We start from the raw sequence: 15,540 nt of genomic DNA on the forward strand, positions 1-15,540 counted from the left end.
CCGGGACGGGCCCTTATCCGTGCGCGCTGCCGTTCCGTCAGGCCAGGTCAAGGTCAGATCTGAGCAGGGTGCCGTTGTGCCACACCGCCGAGACCAGCGGGACACCGGGACGGTAGGCGAGGTGCACATGGGACGGGGCGTCCAGCAGCACCAGATCGGCTCGGGCACCCGGGCTCACCCGGCCCACATCGGTACGGTGCAGGGCCCGCGCCCCACCGGCCGTGGCGGCCCACACCGCCTCGTCGGGCGTCATCCCCATCTCCCGTACGGCCAGGGCGACGCAGAACGGCATGGAGCTGGTGAAGGACGAGCCCGGGTTGCAGTCCGGGGACAGCGCGACCGTGGCGCCCGCGTCGAGCAGCCGGCGCGCGTCCGGATACGTCGAGCGGGTGGAGAACTCCGCCCCGGGGAGCAGGGTTGCGACCGTCTCCCCCTGGGCCAGCGCGTCGACGTCCGCATCGGTCAGATGGGTGCAGTGGTCGGCTGAGGCCGCGCCCAGCTCCACCGCGAGCTGCACGCCTGGGCCGTAGGAGAGCTGGTTGGCGTGGACTCGCGGGATCAGCCCGCGCTCCTTGCCCGCGGTCAGGATGGTGCGGGCCTGGTCGCCGTCGAAGGCGCCCTGCTCACAGAAGACATCGATCCAGCGGGCGTACGGGGCGCAGGCATCCAGCATCGGGCCGGTGACCAGATCCACGTACGCGGCCGGATCGTCGGCGAACTCGGGGGCGACGATATGCGCCCCGAGGAAGGTCACCTCGTCGGTGTGGGCACCGGCGATGGTCAGCGCGCGGGCCTCGTCCTGCGAGGTCAGCCCGTAGCCGGACTTGATCTCGACGGTCGTGGTGCCCTGGCGGCGCGCCTCGGCCACATAGCGGCCGACGTTGGCGTGCAGCACGTTGTTCGACGCGGCGCGGGTGGCGGCGACGGTCGTGCGGATGCCGCCGGCGCTGTACGGGCGGCCGGACATCCGGGCGTTGAACTCCTCGGTCCGGTCGCCCGCGAAGACCAGATGGGAGTGGGAGTCCACAAAGCCCGGAATGGCGGCCCGGCCACCGGCGTCGACCCGGTTGTCGGTGGCGGGTGCTTTGCTGGACTCACCGACCCAGGCGATGCGGTCGCCGTCGATGACGACGGCCGCGTCCCGGATCAGGCCGAGGGGGCCTTCACCGAGGGAGGGGTCATTGGTGACCAGACCGGCGATGTCGGTGATGGCGGTCGTGGTCGGCGCGGTCGTCGTGGTGGTCATCGTGGGGGTGTTCTCCTTCGTCGGCCGTTGCGGTGGCGGCCGGATCACCGTCCGTGCAGGGCTTCGATGGACTCGGCCAGCGCTTGCGGGACGCGCGGGACGAGCTGATGGGTGCCGTCCCGTACGACATGGCGGCCCCCGACCACGGTGTGCCGGACGTCCGCGTTGGTCGCCGCGAATACGGCGGTCTCGGCGCCCAGCCGGGGCGGCGGCCCCGCCGTGCGCACCGAGTCCAGCGCGACCGTGGTGAGGTCGGCGAGCGCGCCCACCTCGATCCGGCCGGCCTCCGCACCCCAGCCGAGCGCCGCGTGACCGTCCACGGTGGCGGCCCGCAGCAGCTGGGCCGCGGTCCAGTGGCCCCTTGCGCGGGTGCGCAGCCGCTCGTCGAGCTCCATGGCGCGGGCCTCCTCCAGGATGTCGATCACGGCATGGCTGTCGCTGCCCAGCGAGAGCGGTGAGCCCGCACGCTGCAGCTCGGCGGCCGGGCCGATCCCGTCGGCGAGGTCACGCTCGGTGGTCGGGCACATGCAGACACCGGTGGCGGCATGGCCCAGCAGCCGGATGTCGCCGGGGGTGAGATGGGTGGCGTGCACGGCGGTCGTCTCCGGGCCCAGCACACCGTGGTCGGCGAGCAGCCGGGTGGGGGTGAAGCCGTGCGCCTCCACACAGGCGTCGTTCTCCGCGGTCTGCTCGGAGAGATGGACGTGCAGGGGCGCCGTGCGCTCCTGGGCCCACCCGGCCACGGTCGCGAGCTGATCGGCGGGGACGGCCCGCACCGAGTGGATCGCCGCGCCGACGCGGGTGTTGCCGTCGCTCTTCAGCTCGGAGACCCGCTCGGCCCAGGCTTCCGCCGTGCCGTCGGAGAAGCGCAACTGATGCTCGTTGGGCTCGGCCCCGAAACCGGAGGAGAGATAGCAGGTGTCGAGCAGGGTGATCCGGATACCGGCCTCGGCCGCGGCCGCGATCAGGGCCTCCCCCATCGCGTTGGGGTTGCCGTAGCGGGCGCCGCCGGGCGCGTGGTGGAGGTAGTGGAACTCCCCCACGCAGGTGATCCCGGCCATCGCCATCTCGGCGTAGACGGCGCGGGCCAGCTCGAAGTAGCTGTCCGGGGTCAGCCGGTCGGCGACCCCGTACATCACCTCGCGCCAGGTCCAGAAGGAGTCCGGCGCGCCCGCCGCCTCGGTCTCCGCCTCGCTCTCCGCCTGTACGACACCGCGCAGGGCCCGGTGGAAGGCGTGGCTGTGGGCGTTGGCCAGACCGGGGATCGTCAGACCACGGAGAGTGACGGATCCGGCGGGCGGGCGCGGACTCCCGGGCACCACCGCCGTGATCCGTCCGTTGGCCGCGGCCACGATCACCACGTCCGACCGCACGCTTCCGTTCACCCAGGCGTGCTCCGCCCAGTACGTCTGCGCCGTCAGTGACACGCCAGGCCCTCCAGTACCTCCGCGAGTGCGGCCACACCGGCGAGGCAATCGTCCTCGCCCGCCGTCTCCGCGGGTGAATGCGAGACGCCGGTGGGGTTCCTTACAAACAGCATGGCCGTAGGAACGGACGCGGACAAAATGCCGGCGTCGTGCCCGGCTCCGGTGGGGAGGATCGGAACGCCGCCCAGCAGCCCGGACAGCCGGTCCCGAAGGTCGTGGGCGAACTCGACGACCGGGGTGAACGACTCCCGGGTGACCCGCACGTCCACCCCGTCGCGCTCCCCGCGCTCCAGCGCGGCGCGCTCGATCTCGCCGACCACGGCGGCCAGGGTCTCCTCGTCGGCGGCGCGCGAGTCCAGCCAGCCGCGGACCAGGCTCGCGATCGCGTTGACCCCGTTCGGCTCGACGCTGACCTTGCCGAACGTCGCCAGCGCCCCGGCGATCCTGGCCTTCTTACGGGCCGCGAGGACGGTGTTGGCGTAGGTGAGCATCGGATCGCGGCGGTCCTCGATCCGGGTCGTCCCGGCGTGGTTGGCCTCGCCGTGGAAGTCGAACCGCCAGCGGCCGTGCGGCCAGATCGCGGACGCGACGCCCACGGCGTCGTCAGTGTCCGCCAGGGCACGACCCTGCTCGATGTGCAGCTCGACGAACGCGCCGATGCGGGCCAGCCGCTCCGGGTCGGGGCCGATGGCGTCCGGATCGTATCCGGCGCGCTCCATCGCCTGCGGGAGGCTCAGCCCGTCCGCGTCGCGCAGCAGGTGCGCCTGGTCCGTGGTGAGCTGCCCGGCGGTCAGCCGGGAGCCTACGCAGGCCAGGCCGAAGCGGGCGCCCTCCTCGTCGCCGAAGTTGACGATGGCGAGCGGTTTGGTGGGGTGCGCACCCCGTGCTCGCAGCTCGTCGAGGGCGGCGAAGGAGGAGACGACGCCCAGCGGGCCGTCGAAGGCGCCGCCGTCGGGGACGGAGTCGAGGTGGGAGCCGGTGACCACGGCGCCTTGGGCGGTGGGGTCACCGAGCCAGGCCCATTGGTTGCCGTTGCGGTCCACCTCGTAGGTGAGGCCGCGGTTCTGGGCTTGCTCCTTGAACCACGTTCGGCAGTCGGCGTCGGCTTCCGTCCAGGCGTACCGGCGGTAGCCGTTTGTTGTCGTGTTGCGGCCGATGGGCGCCAGGTCGCGCCACATCTCGTGGAACGACGCACCCGTGGTCGCGGGTGCGCCCGCCGCCGCCGGTCCTTCCGTTTCGTGCGCGGGTGCGGCCGAGTGGGTGGGTTGTGCCCACCCGTCCCGCCCTGCGGGACGATTGCCCACAACCCGGCTCACTGCGCTTCCCTCATGGGGATCCTCACGTTCCGCTCCTCCGCCACCTCGTCCGCGCGGTCGTAGCCCGCGTCCACGTGGCGGATCACGCCCATGCCGGGGTCGTTCGTCAGCACCCGGCGGATCTTCTCGCCCGCCAGCGCGGTGCCGTCGGCGACCGTGACCTGGCCCGCGTGGATCGAGCGGCCCATGCCGACGCCGCCGCCGTGGTGGATGGAGACCCAGGACGCGCCCGAGGCCACGTTGACCATGGCGTTGAGCAGCGGCCAGTCGGCGATCGCGTCCGAGCCGTCCAGCATGGCCTCGGTCTCGCGGTACGGGGAGGCCACCGAGCCGCAGTCGAGGTGGTCGCGGCCGATCGCCAGCGGTGCGGCGAGCGTGCCGTCGGCGACCATCTCGTTGAACCGCTCGCCCGCCTTGTCGCGCTCGCCGTAGCCGAGCCAGCAGATACGGGCGGGCAGCCCCTGGAAGTGGACCCGCTCCCCCGCCATCTTGATCCAGCGGGCCAGCGACTCGTTCTCCGGGAAGAGCTCCAGCATCGCCTTGTCCGTGGCCGCGATGTCCCTCGCGTCGCCGGACAGGGCAGCCCAGCGGAAGGGGCCCTTGCCCTCGCAGAAGAGCGGCCGGATGTAGGCGGGCACGAAGCCGGGGAAGGCGAAGGCGCGGTCGTAGCCCGCGAGCTGGGCCTCGCCGCGGATCGAGTTGCCGTAGTCGAAGACCTCGGCGCCCGCGTCCATGAAGCCGACCATGGCCTCCACGTGGCGGGCCATCGCCTCGCGCGCCCGCTGGGTGAAGTCGGCGGGCTTCTCGGCGGCGTACGACGCCATCTCGTCGAAGTCCACGCCGATCGGCAGATACGCCAGCGGGTCGTGGGCGCTGGTCTGGTCGGTGACGATGTCGATCGGGGCGTTCATCGCGAGGAGCTGCGGGACCAGCTCGGCCGCGTTCCCCAGCACGCCGATCGACAGGGGGCGCCGGGCGTCGCGCGCCTCGGTGGCCAGCCGCAGGGCGTGGTCCAGGCTGTCGGCGCGGACGTCCAGGTAGCGGTGCTCGATACGGCGCTCGATGGCGCGCGGGTCGCAGTCGATGCAGATCGCGACGCCGTCGTTCATGGTGACCGCCAGCGGCTGGGCGCCGCCCATGCCGCCGAGGCCCGCGGTGAGGGTGATCGTCCCGGCCAGGGTGCCGTTGAACTTCTTCGCGGCGACCGCGGCGAAGGTCTCGTACGTGCCCTGGAGGATGCCCTGGGTGCCGATGTAGATCCAGGAGCCCGCGGTCATCTGGCCGTACATGGTCAGGCCCAGCGCCTCCAGGCGGCGGAACTCCTCCCAGTTGGCCCAGTCGCCGACCAGGTTGGAGTTGGCGATCAGCACCCGCGGCGCCCATTCGTGCGTCTGCATGACGCCCACCGGGCGGCCCGACTGGACCAGCATCGTCTCATCCTGCTTGAGCGTGCGCAGAGTGCGGACCATGGCGTCGAACGAGCGCCAGTCGCGGGCCGCCTTACCGGTGCCGCCGTAGACGACGAGCTTGTCGGGGTGCTCGGCGACCTCCGGGTCGAGGTTGTTCTGCAGCATCCGCAGGGCGGCTTCCTGCTGCCACCCCCGAGCGCTGAGCTCTGCACCACGCGGCGCCCGTACGGGTCGCGGTCCTGTCATGGGGCCAAGCCTCCCTGCCATCGATTGGATCGAGTTATTCACATCTTGATGCCGATGAATATGACTAGTCAATACCGCGGAGCTGCGCATACACCCGGGTGGTTCAGCGGCGCGGGCTCGCGGTGGCACGAACGGCACGGTCCGGCCCTCCGGGGTAGCGTCACCGGGAGGTGTCCGCTCCGCCCGCCGAGGAGCCCCGCGTGTCCCTTCCCGCCACCCACCGCGAGGTCCGTCTGGCGGCCCTGCCCGAAGGGGCGCTCACCCCCGGTCACTTCGAGGTCGTCACCGCTCCCGTCCCCACCCCCGGCCCCGGACAGGTGCTGGTGCGCAACCGGCTGATGAGCGTCTCCGCCGTGATGCGCCCGCTCACGCTCACCGACCCCGACACCCTCGGCCTTCCCCGGCTGCTGCACAAGGCCGGCGAGGTGATGCGGGGCCCGGCCCTCGGGGAAGTGATCAGCTCGCCCGGCACGGAACTCGCCCCCGGGACCCTCGTCCGCCACCGCGCGGGCTGGCGCGAATACGCGCTGCTCGACGCCGCGCGGGCGTCGCCCATCGACCCCGAGGCGCTGCCGGACCCCGCCGCCCATCTGTCGCAGGGGTTCGCCGCCTGGCTGGGGGTGGTGCGCGGGGCCGGGGTGCGGCGCGGCGACACGGTGTTCGTCACCGGCGCGGCGGGCGGCGTGGGCTCCCTGGCCGGGCAGTTCGCCCGGCTGCACGGGGCCGAACGGGTCATCGGCTCCACCGGCTCCCGCCACAAGGCCGACCGGCTGACGCGGGAGCTGGGCTACGACGCGGTCGTCCTCCGGGACGCCGGGCCGATCGAGGAGCAGCTCCGCGCGACCGCCCCCGACGGCATCGACGTCCTCTTCGACACCGTCGGCGGCGAACAGCTCCGGGCCGCCCTGGCGCTGGCCCGCCGCAACGCCCGTTTCGCCCTGGTCGGCGCGCTGGCCACGCAGCTCTCGGACGATGCGTCGGCCCCGACCGGGATCAGCACGCCGGCCCTCATCGCCCGGGGCGTCACGCTGCGCGGCATCAGCGCGATGGACCACCAGGACGCCATGCCCGCGTACACGCGCGAGTTCGGCCGGGCGCTGCGCGAGGGCACCCTCACGTATCCGTACACCCGGCTGACGGGGATCGGCCAAGCGCCGCGCGCGCTCTGCGAGTTGGTTGCGGGCCATCACCTCGGGGCGGTGCTGGTGGAGCTGTAGACGTGGGCGGTGTGCTGGGGGTGGTAGCCCTCGGGGCGGTGCTGGTGGGGGTTGTCGAGCGCGGTCAGTCCGAGGCCAGGAGCCGCTCCGACGTCGCCCAGAGGCGGTCGGCGCCCTCCGGGTCGAGGGCGTACGGGGCGACCCCCGCCATCATGGCGATGAGGTCCTCGGGGCGGCGGCTCACCGGCTCGGCCTCGGCGCAGTCCGCGAAGTAGCGCCCGCCGACGCCCTCCAGCAGTGGCGAGGCGGCCAGCAGCACCGAGGTGGCCGCCCCCTGCTCCGGGGTCTTCCACACCATCGCCGGGGCCGTGATGTTCCCGACGTGGCGCTGCAGATTGGTCCGGATGCCCCCGGGGCTGAGGGCGTTGACCGTGATGCCGTCGCCCGCCCAGCGCGCGTGGGCGCCGACCGCGAAGAGCACGTTCGCGGTCTTGGACTGCCCGTACGCCTGCATCGGTTCGTACGGCCGGTAGTCGAAGTGGAGGTCGTCGAAGACGACCGGTGAGCGCAGATGCGCGGCGGAGCTGACCGAGACGATCCGCGCGGCCCCGGCCGCCGCCAGGGCGCCGTGCAGGCCGCGCGCCAGCGCGAAGTGGCCGAGGTGGTTGACGGTGAACTGCCGGTCCCAGCCCTCGGGCGTACGCCCCTCGGGCAGGGCCATGACGCCCGCGTTGTTCACCAGGATGTCCAGCGGCCCGTCCCAGACGTCGGCGAACGCGGCGACCGAGACCCGGTCGGCCAGGTCCAGCGGTGCGACCCGCAGCCGCTTGTTGCCGGTGGTGGCGGTGATGTCCTCGGCGACCCGGGCCCCGGCCTCGAGGTTCCGCACCGCGAGGGTCACCTCGGCCCCCGCCCCGGCCAGCGCCCGCGCGGTCTCGACGCCGATGCCGGAGGCGGCCCCGGTGACCACCGCGCGCTTGCCCGACAGGTCGATGCCGTCGATCACCTCGGCGGCGGTGGAACGGGCGCCGAAAGGTGTCGTGATGCGTGTTTCTTTACGGTCCATGCCCCTAGCGTCATCCCGCCCACCACCCCCAGCCAGGACCCCACGCATCCTGGGAGTCACAGGGACAGGCTCAAATCGCGCCGGGCGCCTAGCGTGGAGGTATGGCGGAGAGCGCGAATCGGCTGGGCGAGTATCTGCGGGCGCGCCGCGAGCTGGTGCGGCCCGAGGACGTCGGGCTGCCCGCCGTGGGGCGGCGCCGGGTGCCGGGGCTGCGCCGTGAGGAGCTCGCGCTCCTCGCGGGCATCAGCAGCGACTACTACCTGCGGCTGGAGCAGGGCCGCGACCGCCACCCCTCCGAGCAGGTGCTCGACGCCCTGGCCCGCGTGCTGCGGCTCGACGACGACGCCACTGCCCATCTGCACCGGCTGGCCCGCCCCGCGCCCCGCCGCCGTCGTCCGCGGCGGCCGGAGCGGGTGCCCGCCGGGATCCAGCAGCTCGTGCTGTCCTGGACGCGGAACCCCGCCTTCGTCCAGAGCCGCTATATGGACATCCTCTTCGCCAATCCGCTGGCCATCGCCCTCTCCCCGCTCTGCAGGCCCGGCGTGAACGTCGTCCGCGCGCTGTTCCTCGACCCGGAGATCCGTGAGGCGCACGGCAGCGAGGCCGCCACCGCCGGTGTCGTGGCCGGCCTGCGCGCGCTCGTCGGCCCCGATGTCGACGATCCGCCCCTCGCCGAGCTGGTGGGTGAGCTGTCGGTCAGGAGCGAGCGGTTCCGGCGGCTGTGGGCCCGCCATGACGTCAAGCCCAAGGCCGGCGCCGGTACGTCCATCTTCCAGCACCCGCAGATCGGCCCGATCGAGCTGAGCTACGAGAAGCTGGCCGTCACCGGCACCGAGGGCCAGCTCCTGGTGGTCTACCACGCCGCCCCGGGCAGCCCCGCCGAACAGGCCCTGGCACTGCTGTCGGGGCTCGCGGCCGACGCCGGGCAAGGCCCCCGGAGCCCCGGGAGCAGCCCCGGGAGCGGCCCCGGGGCAGTTGGTCCGGAGCCGTCCCCGGATGGTTGGCTGAGGTCATGACTTCGAAACCGGTTGCGATGGCCGCCCGGCGCGAACGGACCGTTCGGGCCGCCGTGGAGCAGGGGCTGCTCGGCCCGGATCAGCCCGTCGTCGGGCTGCTGGACGTGGCGGGAATCCGCGCCGCCGCCGCCGAACTGCGCGCGGCCTTCGAGGAGGTCGTCACGCCCGGCACCCCCGTCCTGCACGCCTTCGCGGTCAAGGCCGCCGCGCTCGTCCCGGTCCTGCGGCTGCTGGCCGACGAGGGCCTGGGCTGCGAGGTGGCCAGCCCCGGCGAGCTGGCGCTGGCCCGCGCGGCGGGAGTGACGCCCGACCGGATCGTCCTGGACTCCCCCGCCAAGACCCCCGCGGAGCTGCGCGAGGCCCTCGACCTGGGCATCGCTCTCAACGCCGACAACCCACAGGAGCTGGACCGGCTCGGCGTGCTGGTGGGGCACCGCGCGGACCCGCCCGCACCCCTGGGCCTGCGGATCAACCCGCAGGTGGGCGGCGGCAGCATCGACGCGATGAGCACGGCCACCGCGACCTCCAAGTTCGGCGTCGCCCTCCAGGACCCCGGGGCGCGCGAGTGGGTCGTCCGCACCTTCACCGAGCGCCCCTGGCTGACCCGGCTGCACGCCCACGTCGGCTCCCAGGGCTGTCCGCTGGAGCTGATGGCGGCGGGCATACGGGCGGCCTACGAACTGGCCGAAGAGATCAACGGGGCGGTCGGCCGACAGCAGATCGACGCACTCGACATCGGCGGCGGCCTCCCGGTGAACTTCGCCTCCGACGAGATCACCCCCAGCTACCGGGAGTACGCACAGCTCCTGCGGACCACCGTGCCGGGGCTCTTCGACGGGCGGTACAAGCTGGTCACCGAGTTCGGACGGTCCCTCCTGGCCAAGTCCGGCCTGGTGCTGGCGCGGGTCGAGTACGCGAAGTCCGCGGGCGGCCGCCCGATCGCGGTCACCCACGCGGGCGCCCAGCTCGCCACCCGTACGGTCTTCGCCCCCGAGGCCTGGCCGCTGCGCGTCCTGGCCTACGACGCGGAGGGCCGCCCCAAGGCGGAGACCGGCGACGGCCAGGTCCCCCAGGACATCGCCGGTCCCTGCTGTTTCGCGGGCGACCTGGTCGCACGAGACCGGCCCCTGCCGGAGCTGGCGGCGGGCGACCTGGTCGGCCTGCTGGACACGGGCGCGTACTACTTCTCCAACCACTTCGCGTACAACAGCCTGCCCCGGCCCGGGGTCTACGGCTTCGACGCCACCGGCGACCAGGTGCGCTTCGCGACGGTGCGGGAGCCGCAGACGGTGGACGAGATCGTGGTCGAGAGCGGCGCGGCACATGCGCTGGGGCTGAGCCGTCTGCGGTAGCCCTCCGCGCTGCGCCCGCGACCTCTCAGCGCGTGGCCGCCGCCACCGCCCGCGAGCGGCGCGCGCCGCCCGGGCCCGCGTCCCCGGCCACGATGCCCGTCGTCTGGTAGGCATCCACCGCCTTGCCCGCGGGCCGCCCGCCGGAGACCCGCTCGGTGCGTACCCACAGCAGCACATCGTTCGCGCGCTCCCAGCGGCCCAGCCACAGCGCCTTGGCCCACAGCCCGGCGCCGAGCCCCGCCATCAGCATCCCGCCCGCCGCCGGAACGGCGAAGGACGAGCCCATCGCGGCGAGGAAGGCCAGCAGCAGCCACCAGCGCAGGGCGCGTCGGCGCGCCCTCACGGTCACCGCGCGGTCCTGGAGGAAGACCGACTTGCTCGCGCGCGAGGCACCGCGCGCCAACTCCAGATACCGCTTCCGACGCATCACGAACACCACGACCGCCGCGATCAGGAAGAGCGCCGCCCCGGCGAGCACTCCGATCCGGCGCCCGGTCAGCCCCGGCACCAGCGCTCCGATCCCCGCGGCCAGCACACCGGGCCACCACAGCCATCCGGCAGGGGCCCTCACGACCACCGCCACCCGTGCCAGCGCATACGCCCCGCGCCCCACGACCGACCTCCTCACCCTGGCGAATCCCTGATGAAATCCCTGTCGAAATCCCTGACGAATCGAAGAATCTAGCCAGGATGCCTGAGAATTGGGTGAGAGGGACGGGGGTTGGCATACAGAGCGGCGCGGAAGCCCGGGCTCACTCCACGAACAGGCCCCGCTCCGACGCCTTCGCGTCGAACTCCTCCAGCCGCGCCTGCGCATCCGGCAGCGCGTCGCACATCGCCTCCAGCAGCACCCGCCCCAGCAGCATCGGCGCACACGCGGTGTCGAAGGCCAGGCCCGTACCGACCGCCGCGGGCAGCAGCAGATCGCTGTGGCGGGCGATCGGGGCGAAGGCGCTGTCGGCGACGGCGACCACGGTCAGGCCCGCCTCCTGGGCGTACTCCAGACCCTCCACGACCTCCCGCGGATGCCGCGGCAGCGCGAAGCACAGCAGCGCCGTCGCGCCCGCGCGCTTCGCCGCGTCGACGCGGTCGGCGAGCATCGTGCCGCCCTCGTCGAGCAGCCGGACGTCCGGATGGACCTTGCGCGCGAAGTAGGTGAAGCCGCGCGCCTGCGCGGAGGCGGCGCGCAGCCCGAGGACCAGCAGCGGGCGGGAGTCGGCGAGCAGCCGGCCGGCGCGGACGACGGGGGCGGGGTCGGCCAGCAGCGCGGCGAGATGGCGCAGATTGTCGATCTCGGACTGCACGGCCTGCTGGTACTCGTTGTACGACCCCTCGTCCGCCTCCGGCTCGGCGGGGGCGACATCGCGCAGATGCTTGCGCAGCGCCGGATAGCCGTCGAAGCCGAGGGCGACCGCGAAGCGGGTCACGGACGGCTGGCTGACGCCCGCGAGTTCGGCCAGCTCGACGCTGGAGAGGAACGGCGCGTCGGCGGCCCGCCGCACCATGCAGTGGGCGATCCGCCGCTGGGTCGGGGTCAGCCGGTGGCCCTCGAAGAGCGCCTGCAGCCGAGCGGCGGTCGAGGCACCGGAACCCGTCGTAGCGACCAAGCCACCCGCATCGCCCGCGCCCGCCGACGCCCCCGCGACATCCTCGCCCACTGGCTCCATCCGAACACCGCTCACCCCGTCGCTCACCCCATGGTCCGTACTCATCGCGTCCTCCCGAACCTCGTACCCTCGTCCCTCATACCCCTGCCAGCCGGTCGAGCAGACGCGCGGCCACCGCCACATCCTCCGTCAACGGCCGGTCCTCCATGCGGGGATCGAGCACTTCCGACGCCATGGCGAAGGCGACACCGGCCGGGAGCTCCGGGTCCGGTTCCAGCCCGCGCTGGCGCAACGCCCGTACGGCCGCGACGAGTTCACAGCCCAGCACCAGCCGGTAGTGGTCGGCGACCCGGAGCGTCTGGCGGGCGCCGAGCGAGGCGAAACTGGCCTGTTCCTCGACACCGCGGGAGAGTACGGCATGGCCCAGCGAGGCGGGGTGGGAGACCGCGCGCATCTCGCCGAGGGCCGCTCCCGCCGCGTATTCGAGGATCATCACGCCCGAGCTCGCGGGCGCGGCGTCGCCGAGGAAGGGGCGCAGCCGGGTGAAGTCGGGTTCGCTGAGCGCGGCGAGCCGGGCCGTGGAGAGCCGGGCGGTCTGCAGCGCGGCGAGCCGGAAGGCGTCCAGGGCGAGGGCGGCGTGCGCGGCGTAGAAGTTGCCGTGGTGGTAGGCGGCCTCGTCGGCGGAGCTGATCAGCGGGTTCTCGGTGGCCGCGTTGAAGTCGACGGTCAGCACCCGTTCCAGCGACTCCGCCGCGTCCAGCGCCGGTCCGTGGATCTGCGGCAGACAGCGGAAGCCGTACGGGTCCTGTATGCGCCCGAGCGGCGGGGTGGGCCGGGCCGGGGCGCCGAGCAGCGCGCGCATCCGGGCGGCGGCCGCGACGGAGCCGGGGTGCGGCCGGGCGGCGTGCACGGGTTCGGCGTACGCCTCGTACGACCCGCCGACCGCGATCAGCGAGAGCGCGGCCACCGAGAGCGAGGCGGCCAGCAGCCGCTGCAGCTCGGCGAGGGCGAGCGCGGACTGGCCGAGGGTGAGGGCGTTGCTGCTGATGAGCGCGAGGGCGTCGTTGCTGTCGAGCACGATGGGGTCGGGGGCGCGGCGCCCCGGGGTGGCCTCGGTGAGGTCCCAGGGGTGCTCGCCGACGAGCGCGAGACCGGTCTGGGCGAGCGCGGCGAGGTCTCCGGTGCCGACCGCGCCGTATTCGTTGATCACCGGGTGGGCGCCGCTGTCGAGCCCCTCGACGAGCGCGGTGACGACGGCGGGACGCAGCCCGGCACCGCCCGCCAGGAGCTGATTGGCGCGGACGGTCATCATGGCGCGCACCTCGCGCGCGGGCAGCGGTGCGCCGATCGCGCCGGCGTGGCTGCGCAGCAGCCGCAGTCCGTGGTCGGAGTCGGCCGGGCCGACGTCCTCGGTACGGTTGGCGCCCACGCCGGTGCTCCGGCCGTAGACGCGGCCGGTGGCGGCCAGCCGGTCCGCGGTCTCCCAGGCGCGCTCGGCCAGGGCGAGTGCGGTCGGGTCGGGCGCCGTGGGCCGGCTGATGCGATCGGCCAAGCGGGCGATATCGACGACGCGTAGGCTCCGGCCGTCCAATGTGATCCGCTGAGCTGTGCCGCCTGTGCCCTCGGCCGCCGCGGCATCAGCATCCAGCATGTGAGACAACATTCAGGGCAACCTCTCTCAGAACGCCCATTCCGGGCCAGCCGCCAGGCACTTCGTCCACATCGCGAGCAGAAGTAACCGGTGATTAACGCAGACCTCTTGACTTCTATTCACTCGACTATGACTCTGCATGACTATATGCAGACAGGGCAAGGGGAAGCGGATGATCAGCTTCAAGGACGTCAGTAAGCACTACCCGAACGGCACCACCGCGGTGGACCGTCTCAACCTCGAACTCCCGGAAGGGGGCATCACCGTTCTCGTCGGCTCGTCGGGCTGCGGCAAGACCACCACCCTCCGCATGGTCAACCGCATGGTCGAACCGAGCAGCGGCACGGTGAGCGTGGCCGGGCGCGATGTCCTCGCGGCGGACGCCGCCGAGCTGCGGCGCGGAATCGGCTATGTGATCCAGCAGGCCGGGCTCTTCCCGCACCGCACGATCCTCGACAACATCGCCACCGTCCCGCTGCTGCTGGGCTGGGGCCGCCGCAAGGCGCGGGCCCGCGCCGCCGAGCTGCTGGAGCTGGTCGGGCTGCCCACCGACTCCGGCAAGCGCTATCCGCACCAGCTCTCGGGCGGTCAGCAGCAGCGCGTCGGGGTCGCCCGCGCGCTGGCCGCCGATCCGCCGGTGCTGCTGATGGACGAGCCGTTCGGGGCGGTCGACCCGGTCGTACGGACCCAGCTCCAGAACGAGCTGCTGCGGCTGCAGAGCGAGCTGCGCAAGACGGTCGTCTTCGTCACCCACGACATCGACGAGGCGGTACGGCTCGGCGACCGCATCGCGATCTTCCGCACCGGCGGCCATCTCGTCCAGTGCGCACCCCCCGCCGAGCTGCTGGCGAGCCCCGCCGACGACTTCGTGGCGGGCTTCCTGGGCGCCGAGCGCGGGCTGAAGCTGCTCTCCCTGTCCACCCTCGCGGACCTGCCGCAGGAGCCCGCGCCCGCCGATGGGGACCGCTGGCGGCTGGTCACCTCCGAGCGCGGTGAGCCGCTGGGCTGGCGCGACGCCGAGGGGCCGGACGGCGACCGGGCCCCGCTGCGGCCGGTGCGGGCGCTGCGGGACGGCGATTCGCTGCTGACCGCCCTGGACGAGTCGCTGGCGTCCCCCGCCGGTCTGGTGGCCCGCGTGGACCCCGACGGCGTCCTGACCGGGGTCACCGGGCGTGAGCGAATACACGAGTTCGCGGGGCGCCGCCACACGGAGGCGGGCCGCGCGGCTGCCCTCGAGAACGCCACGGAAGCCGCCGGGGCCTCTAAGACCGCCGAGGCCCCCGAAGCCGCTGAGGCTCCCGGGACCGCCAAGGCCGCCAAGACCCGCGGCGAAGCCGATGACGAGGGCGCCCAGGGCTCCGCGGGCTCCGACGACACCCCGGCCTCCGACCCGAGCGTGACCGCATGACCGTCGACTGGGGCTGGTTCCCCGATCATCAGAGCGACCTGGTCACGCTCACCCTCGACCACCTCTCCACCGCCGTCCCCGCCGTCCTCTTCGGTCTGCTGATCGCGCTGCCGCTGGCCGTGATCGCCCACCGGGTGCGGGCGCTGCGCGGACTCCTGCTCGGGCTCTCGAACATCCTGTTCACGATCCCCTCCATCGCGATCTTCGTCCTGCTGCTGCCGGTCACCGGCCTCACCCGCACCACCGCCATCACCGGCCTGACCGTCTACACCTTGGTGGTGCTGCTCCGGAACACCGTCGAGGGGCTCGACAGCGTCCCCACCAAGGTCCGCGAGGCATCCACCGCGATGGGCGCCCGTCCGCTGCGCACCCTGCTCACCGTCGAGCTGCCGCTCGCCTTCCCGGTGATCATGGCGGGCGTACGGGTCGCCACGGTGATGGCGATATCCCTGGTCAGCGTGGCCAGCTACATCGGGTACGGCGGTCTCGGCCAGCTGTTCACCGACGGCTTCCAGCGCAACTACCCCACCCCCGTCGTGGCCGGGGTCCTTCTGTCCCTGCTGCTCGCGCTGGTCGCGGACGCCGTGCTGGTCACCATCCAGTGGCTGTGCACCCCGTGGCTGAGGAGGCGTGCCTGAC

Annotated in this window: 13 protein-coding genes; 5 read left to right on the forward strand and 8 right to left on the reverse strand. The window is 73.2% G+C overall.

Going from position 1 to position 15,540, the window contains the following annotated elements; all coding sequences use genetic code 11:
• Positions 1 to 37: 37 nt before the first annotated feature.
• The 4 genes from hutI to hutU all read right to left on the reverse strand — a co-directional run bounded on the left by hutI (position 38) and on the right by hutU (position 5,644).
• A complete protein-coding gene (gene hutI, locus CGL27_RS20695; RefSeq protein WP_119989192.1) occupies positions 38 to 1,246 on the reverse strand; it encodes an imidazolonepropionase in 1,209 nt (402 codons plus the stop codon).
• 44 nt (positions 1,247 to 1,290) lie between these two features.
• Positions 1,291 to 2,667 (reverse strand): formimidoylglutamate deiminase, encoded by a 1,377-nt coding sequence (locus CGL27_RS20700; protein ID WP_119994474.1) that lies wholly within the window; start codon positions 2,665 to 2,667, stop codon positions 1,291 to 1,293.
• Positions 2,664 to 3,851 carry an allantoate amidohydrolase gene (locus tag CGL27_RS20705; protein WP_078641859.1) on the reverse strand — a complete coding sequence of 396 codons (1,188 nt, stop codon included), beginning with the start codon at positions 3,849 to 3,851 and terminating at the stop codon, positions 2,664 to 2,666. The genes CGL27_RS20700 and CGL27_RS20705 overlap by 4 nt, the downstream gene beginning before the upstream one ends.
• A 134-nt stretch (positions 3,852 to 3,985) precedes the next feature.
• Positions 3,986 to 5,644: a urocanate hydratase gene (hutU, locus tag CGL27_RS20710; protein WP_078641860.1), complete on the reverse strand. Its 1,659-nt coding sequence runs from the start codon at positions 5,642 to 5,644 to the stop codon at positions 3,986 to 3,988.
• A 200-nt stretch (positions 5,645 to 5,844) separates the two neighbouring features.
• Here hutU and CGL27_RS20715 point away from each other — a divergent pair, with 200 nt between their 5' ends.
• Positions 5,845 to 6,861: an NADP-dependent oxidoreductase gene (locus CGL27_RS20715; protein WP_119989194.1), complete on the forward strand. Its 1,017-nt coding sequence runs from the start codon at positions 5,845 to 5,847 to the stop codon at positions 6,859 to 6,861.
• Between the two features lie 64 nt (positions 6,862 to 6,925).
• Here the strand turns inward: CGL27_RS20715 and CGL27_RS20720 are convergent, their stop codons facing one another.
• Positions 6,926 to 7,867: an SDR family NAD(P)-dependent oxidoreductase gene (locus tag CGL27_RS20720; protein ID WP_119989196.1), complete on the reverse strand. Its 942-nt coding sequence runs from the start codon at positions 7,865 to 7,867 to the stop codon at positions 6,926 to 6,928.
• 101 nt (positions 7,868 to 7,968) lie between these two features.
• Between CGL27_RS20720 and CGL27_RS20725 the strand changes: the two genes are divergently transcribed.
• Both CGL27_RS20725 and CGL27_RS20730 read left to right on the forward strand, forming a co-directional pair.
• Positions 7,969 to 8,883 (forward strand): helix-turn-helix transcriptional regulator, encoded by a 915-nt coding sequence (locus CGL27_RS20725; protein WP_119989197.1) that lies wholly within the window; start codon positions 7,969 to 7,971, stop codon positions 8,881 to 8,883.
• Positions 8,880 to 10,235: a diaminopimelate decarboxylase gene (locus CGL27_RS20730; RefSeq protein ID WP_119989199.1), complete on the forward strand. Its 1,356-nt coding sequence runs from the start codon at positions 8,880 to 8,882 to the stop codon at positions 10,233 to 10,235. Before CGL27_RS20725 ends, CGL27_RS20730 begins: the two co-directional genes overlap by 4 nt.
• 25 nt (positions 10,236 to 10,260) lie before the next feature.
• Here CGL27_RS20730 and CGL27_RS20735 read toward each other — a convergent pair whose 3' ends face one another.
• The 3 genes from CGL27_RS20735 to CGL27_RS20745 form a co-directional block, all read right to left on the reverse strand.
• A complete protein-coding gene (locus CGL27_RS20735; RefSeq protein WP_119989201.1) occupies positions 10,261 to 10,848 on the reverse strand; it encodes a hypothetical protein in 588 nt (195 codons plus the stop codon).
• Between the two features lie 139 nt (positions 10,849 to 10,987).
• Complete coding sequence (locus CGL27_RS20740; protein WP_203348462.1) at positions 10,988 to 11,947, reverse strand: MurR/RpiR family transcriptional regulator; 960 nt, start codon at positions 11,945 to 11,947, stop codon at positions 10,988 to 10,990.
• Positions 11,948 to 11,978: 31 nt separating this feature from the next.
• A complete protein-coding gene (locus tag CGL27_RS20745) occupies positions 11,979 to 13,493 on the reverse strand; it encodes an aromatic amino acid ammonia-lyase (RefSeq protein WP_240450579.1) in 1,515 nt (504 codons plus the stop codon).
• Positions 13,494 to 13,665: 172 nt separating this feature from the next.
• On the opposite strand from CGL27_RS20745, the gene CGL27_RS20750 reads away from it, so the two are divergent.
• Both CGL27_RS20750 and CGL27_RS20755 read left to right on the forward strand, forming a co-directional pair.
• Complete coding sequence (locus CGL27_RS20750) at positions 13,666 to 14,901, forward strand: ABC transporter ATP-binding protein (protein WP_119989204.1); 1,236 nt, start codon at positions 13,666 to 13,668, stop codon at positions 14,899 to 14,901.
• Complete coding sequence (locus tag CGL27_RS20755; protein ID WP_014061241.1) at positions 14,898 to 15,539, forward strand: ABC transporter permease; 642 nt, start codon at positions 14,898 to 14,900, stop codon at positions 15,537 to 15,539. Before CGL27_RS20750 ends, CGL27_RS20755 begins: the two co-directional genes overlap by 4 nt.
• The last annotated feature ends 1 nt before the right edge of the window (position 15,540 follow it).

This window comes from Streptomyces sp. 11-1-2 (genome assembly GCF_003595545.1).
Lineage (GTDB): Bacteria > Actinomycetota > Actinomycetes > Streptomycetales > Streptomycetaceae > Streptomyces > Streptomyces hygroscopicus_B.

Excerpts from the sequence above, each read along its gene's own strand:
- CGL27_RS20705 (WP_078641859.1), bottom strand. The coding sequence starts at position 3,851 with ATGTGGCGCGACCTGGCGCCCATCGGCCGCAACACGACAACAAACGGC.
- hutU (WP_078641860.1), bottom strand. The coding sequence starts at position 5,644 with ATGACAGGACCGCGACCCGTACGGGCGCCGCGTGGTGCAGAGCTCAGC.
- CGL27_RS20750 (WP_119989204.1), top strand. The coding sequence starts at position 13,666 with ATGATCAGCTTCAAGGACGTCAGTAAGCACTACCCGAACGGCACCACC.
- CGL27_RS20755 (WP_014061241.1), top strand. The coding sequence starts at position 14,898 with ATGACCGTCGACTGGGGCTGGTTCCCCGATCATCAGAGCGACCTGGTC.
- CGL27_RS20725 (WP_119989197.1), top strand. The coding sequence starts at position 7,969 with ATGGCGGAGAGCGCGAATCGGCTGGGCGAGTATCTGCGGGCGCGCCGC.
- CGL27_RS20745 (WP_240450579.1), bottom strand. The coding sequence starts at position 13,493 with ATGCTGGATGCTGATGCCGCGGCGGCCGAGGGCACAGGCGGCACAGCT.
- CGL27_RS20730 (WP_119989199.1), top strand. The coding sequence starts at position 8,880 with ATGACTTCGAAACCGGTTGCGATGGCCGCCCGGCGCGAACGGACCGTT.
- CGL27_RS20720 (WP_119989196.1), bottom strand. The coding sequence starts at position 7,867 with ATGGACCGTAAAGAAACACGCATCACGACACCTTTCGGCGCCCGTTCC.
- CGL27_RS20740 (WP_203348462.1), bottom strand. The coding sequence starts at position 11,947 with ATGAGTACGGACCATGGGGTGAGCGACGGGGTGAGCGGTGTTCGGATG.
- hutI (WP_119989192.1), bottom strand. The coding sequence starts at position 1,246 with ATGACCACCACGACGACCGCGCCGACCACGACCGCCATCACCGACATC.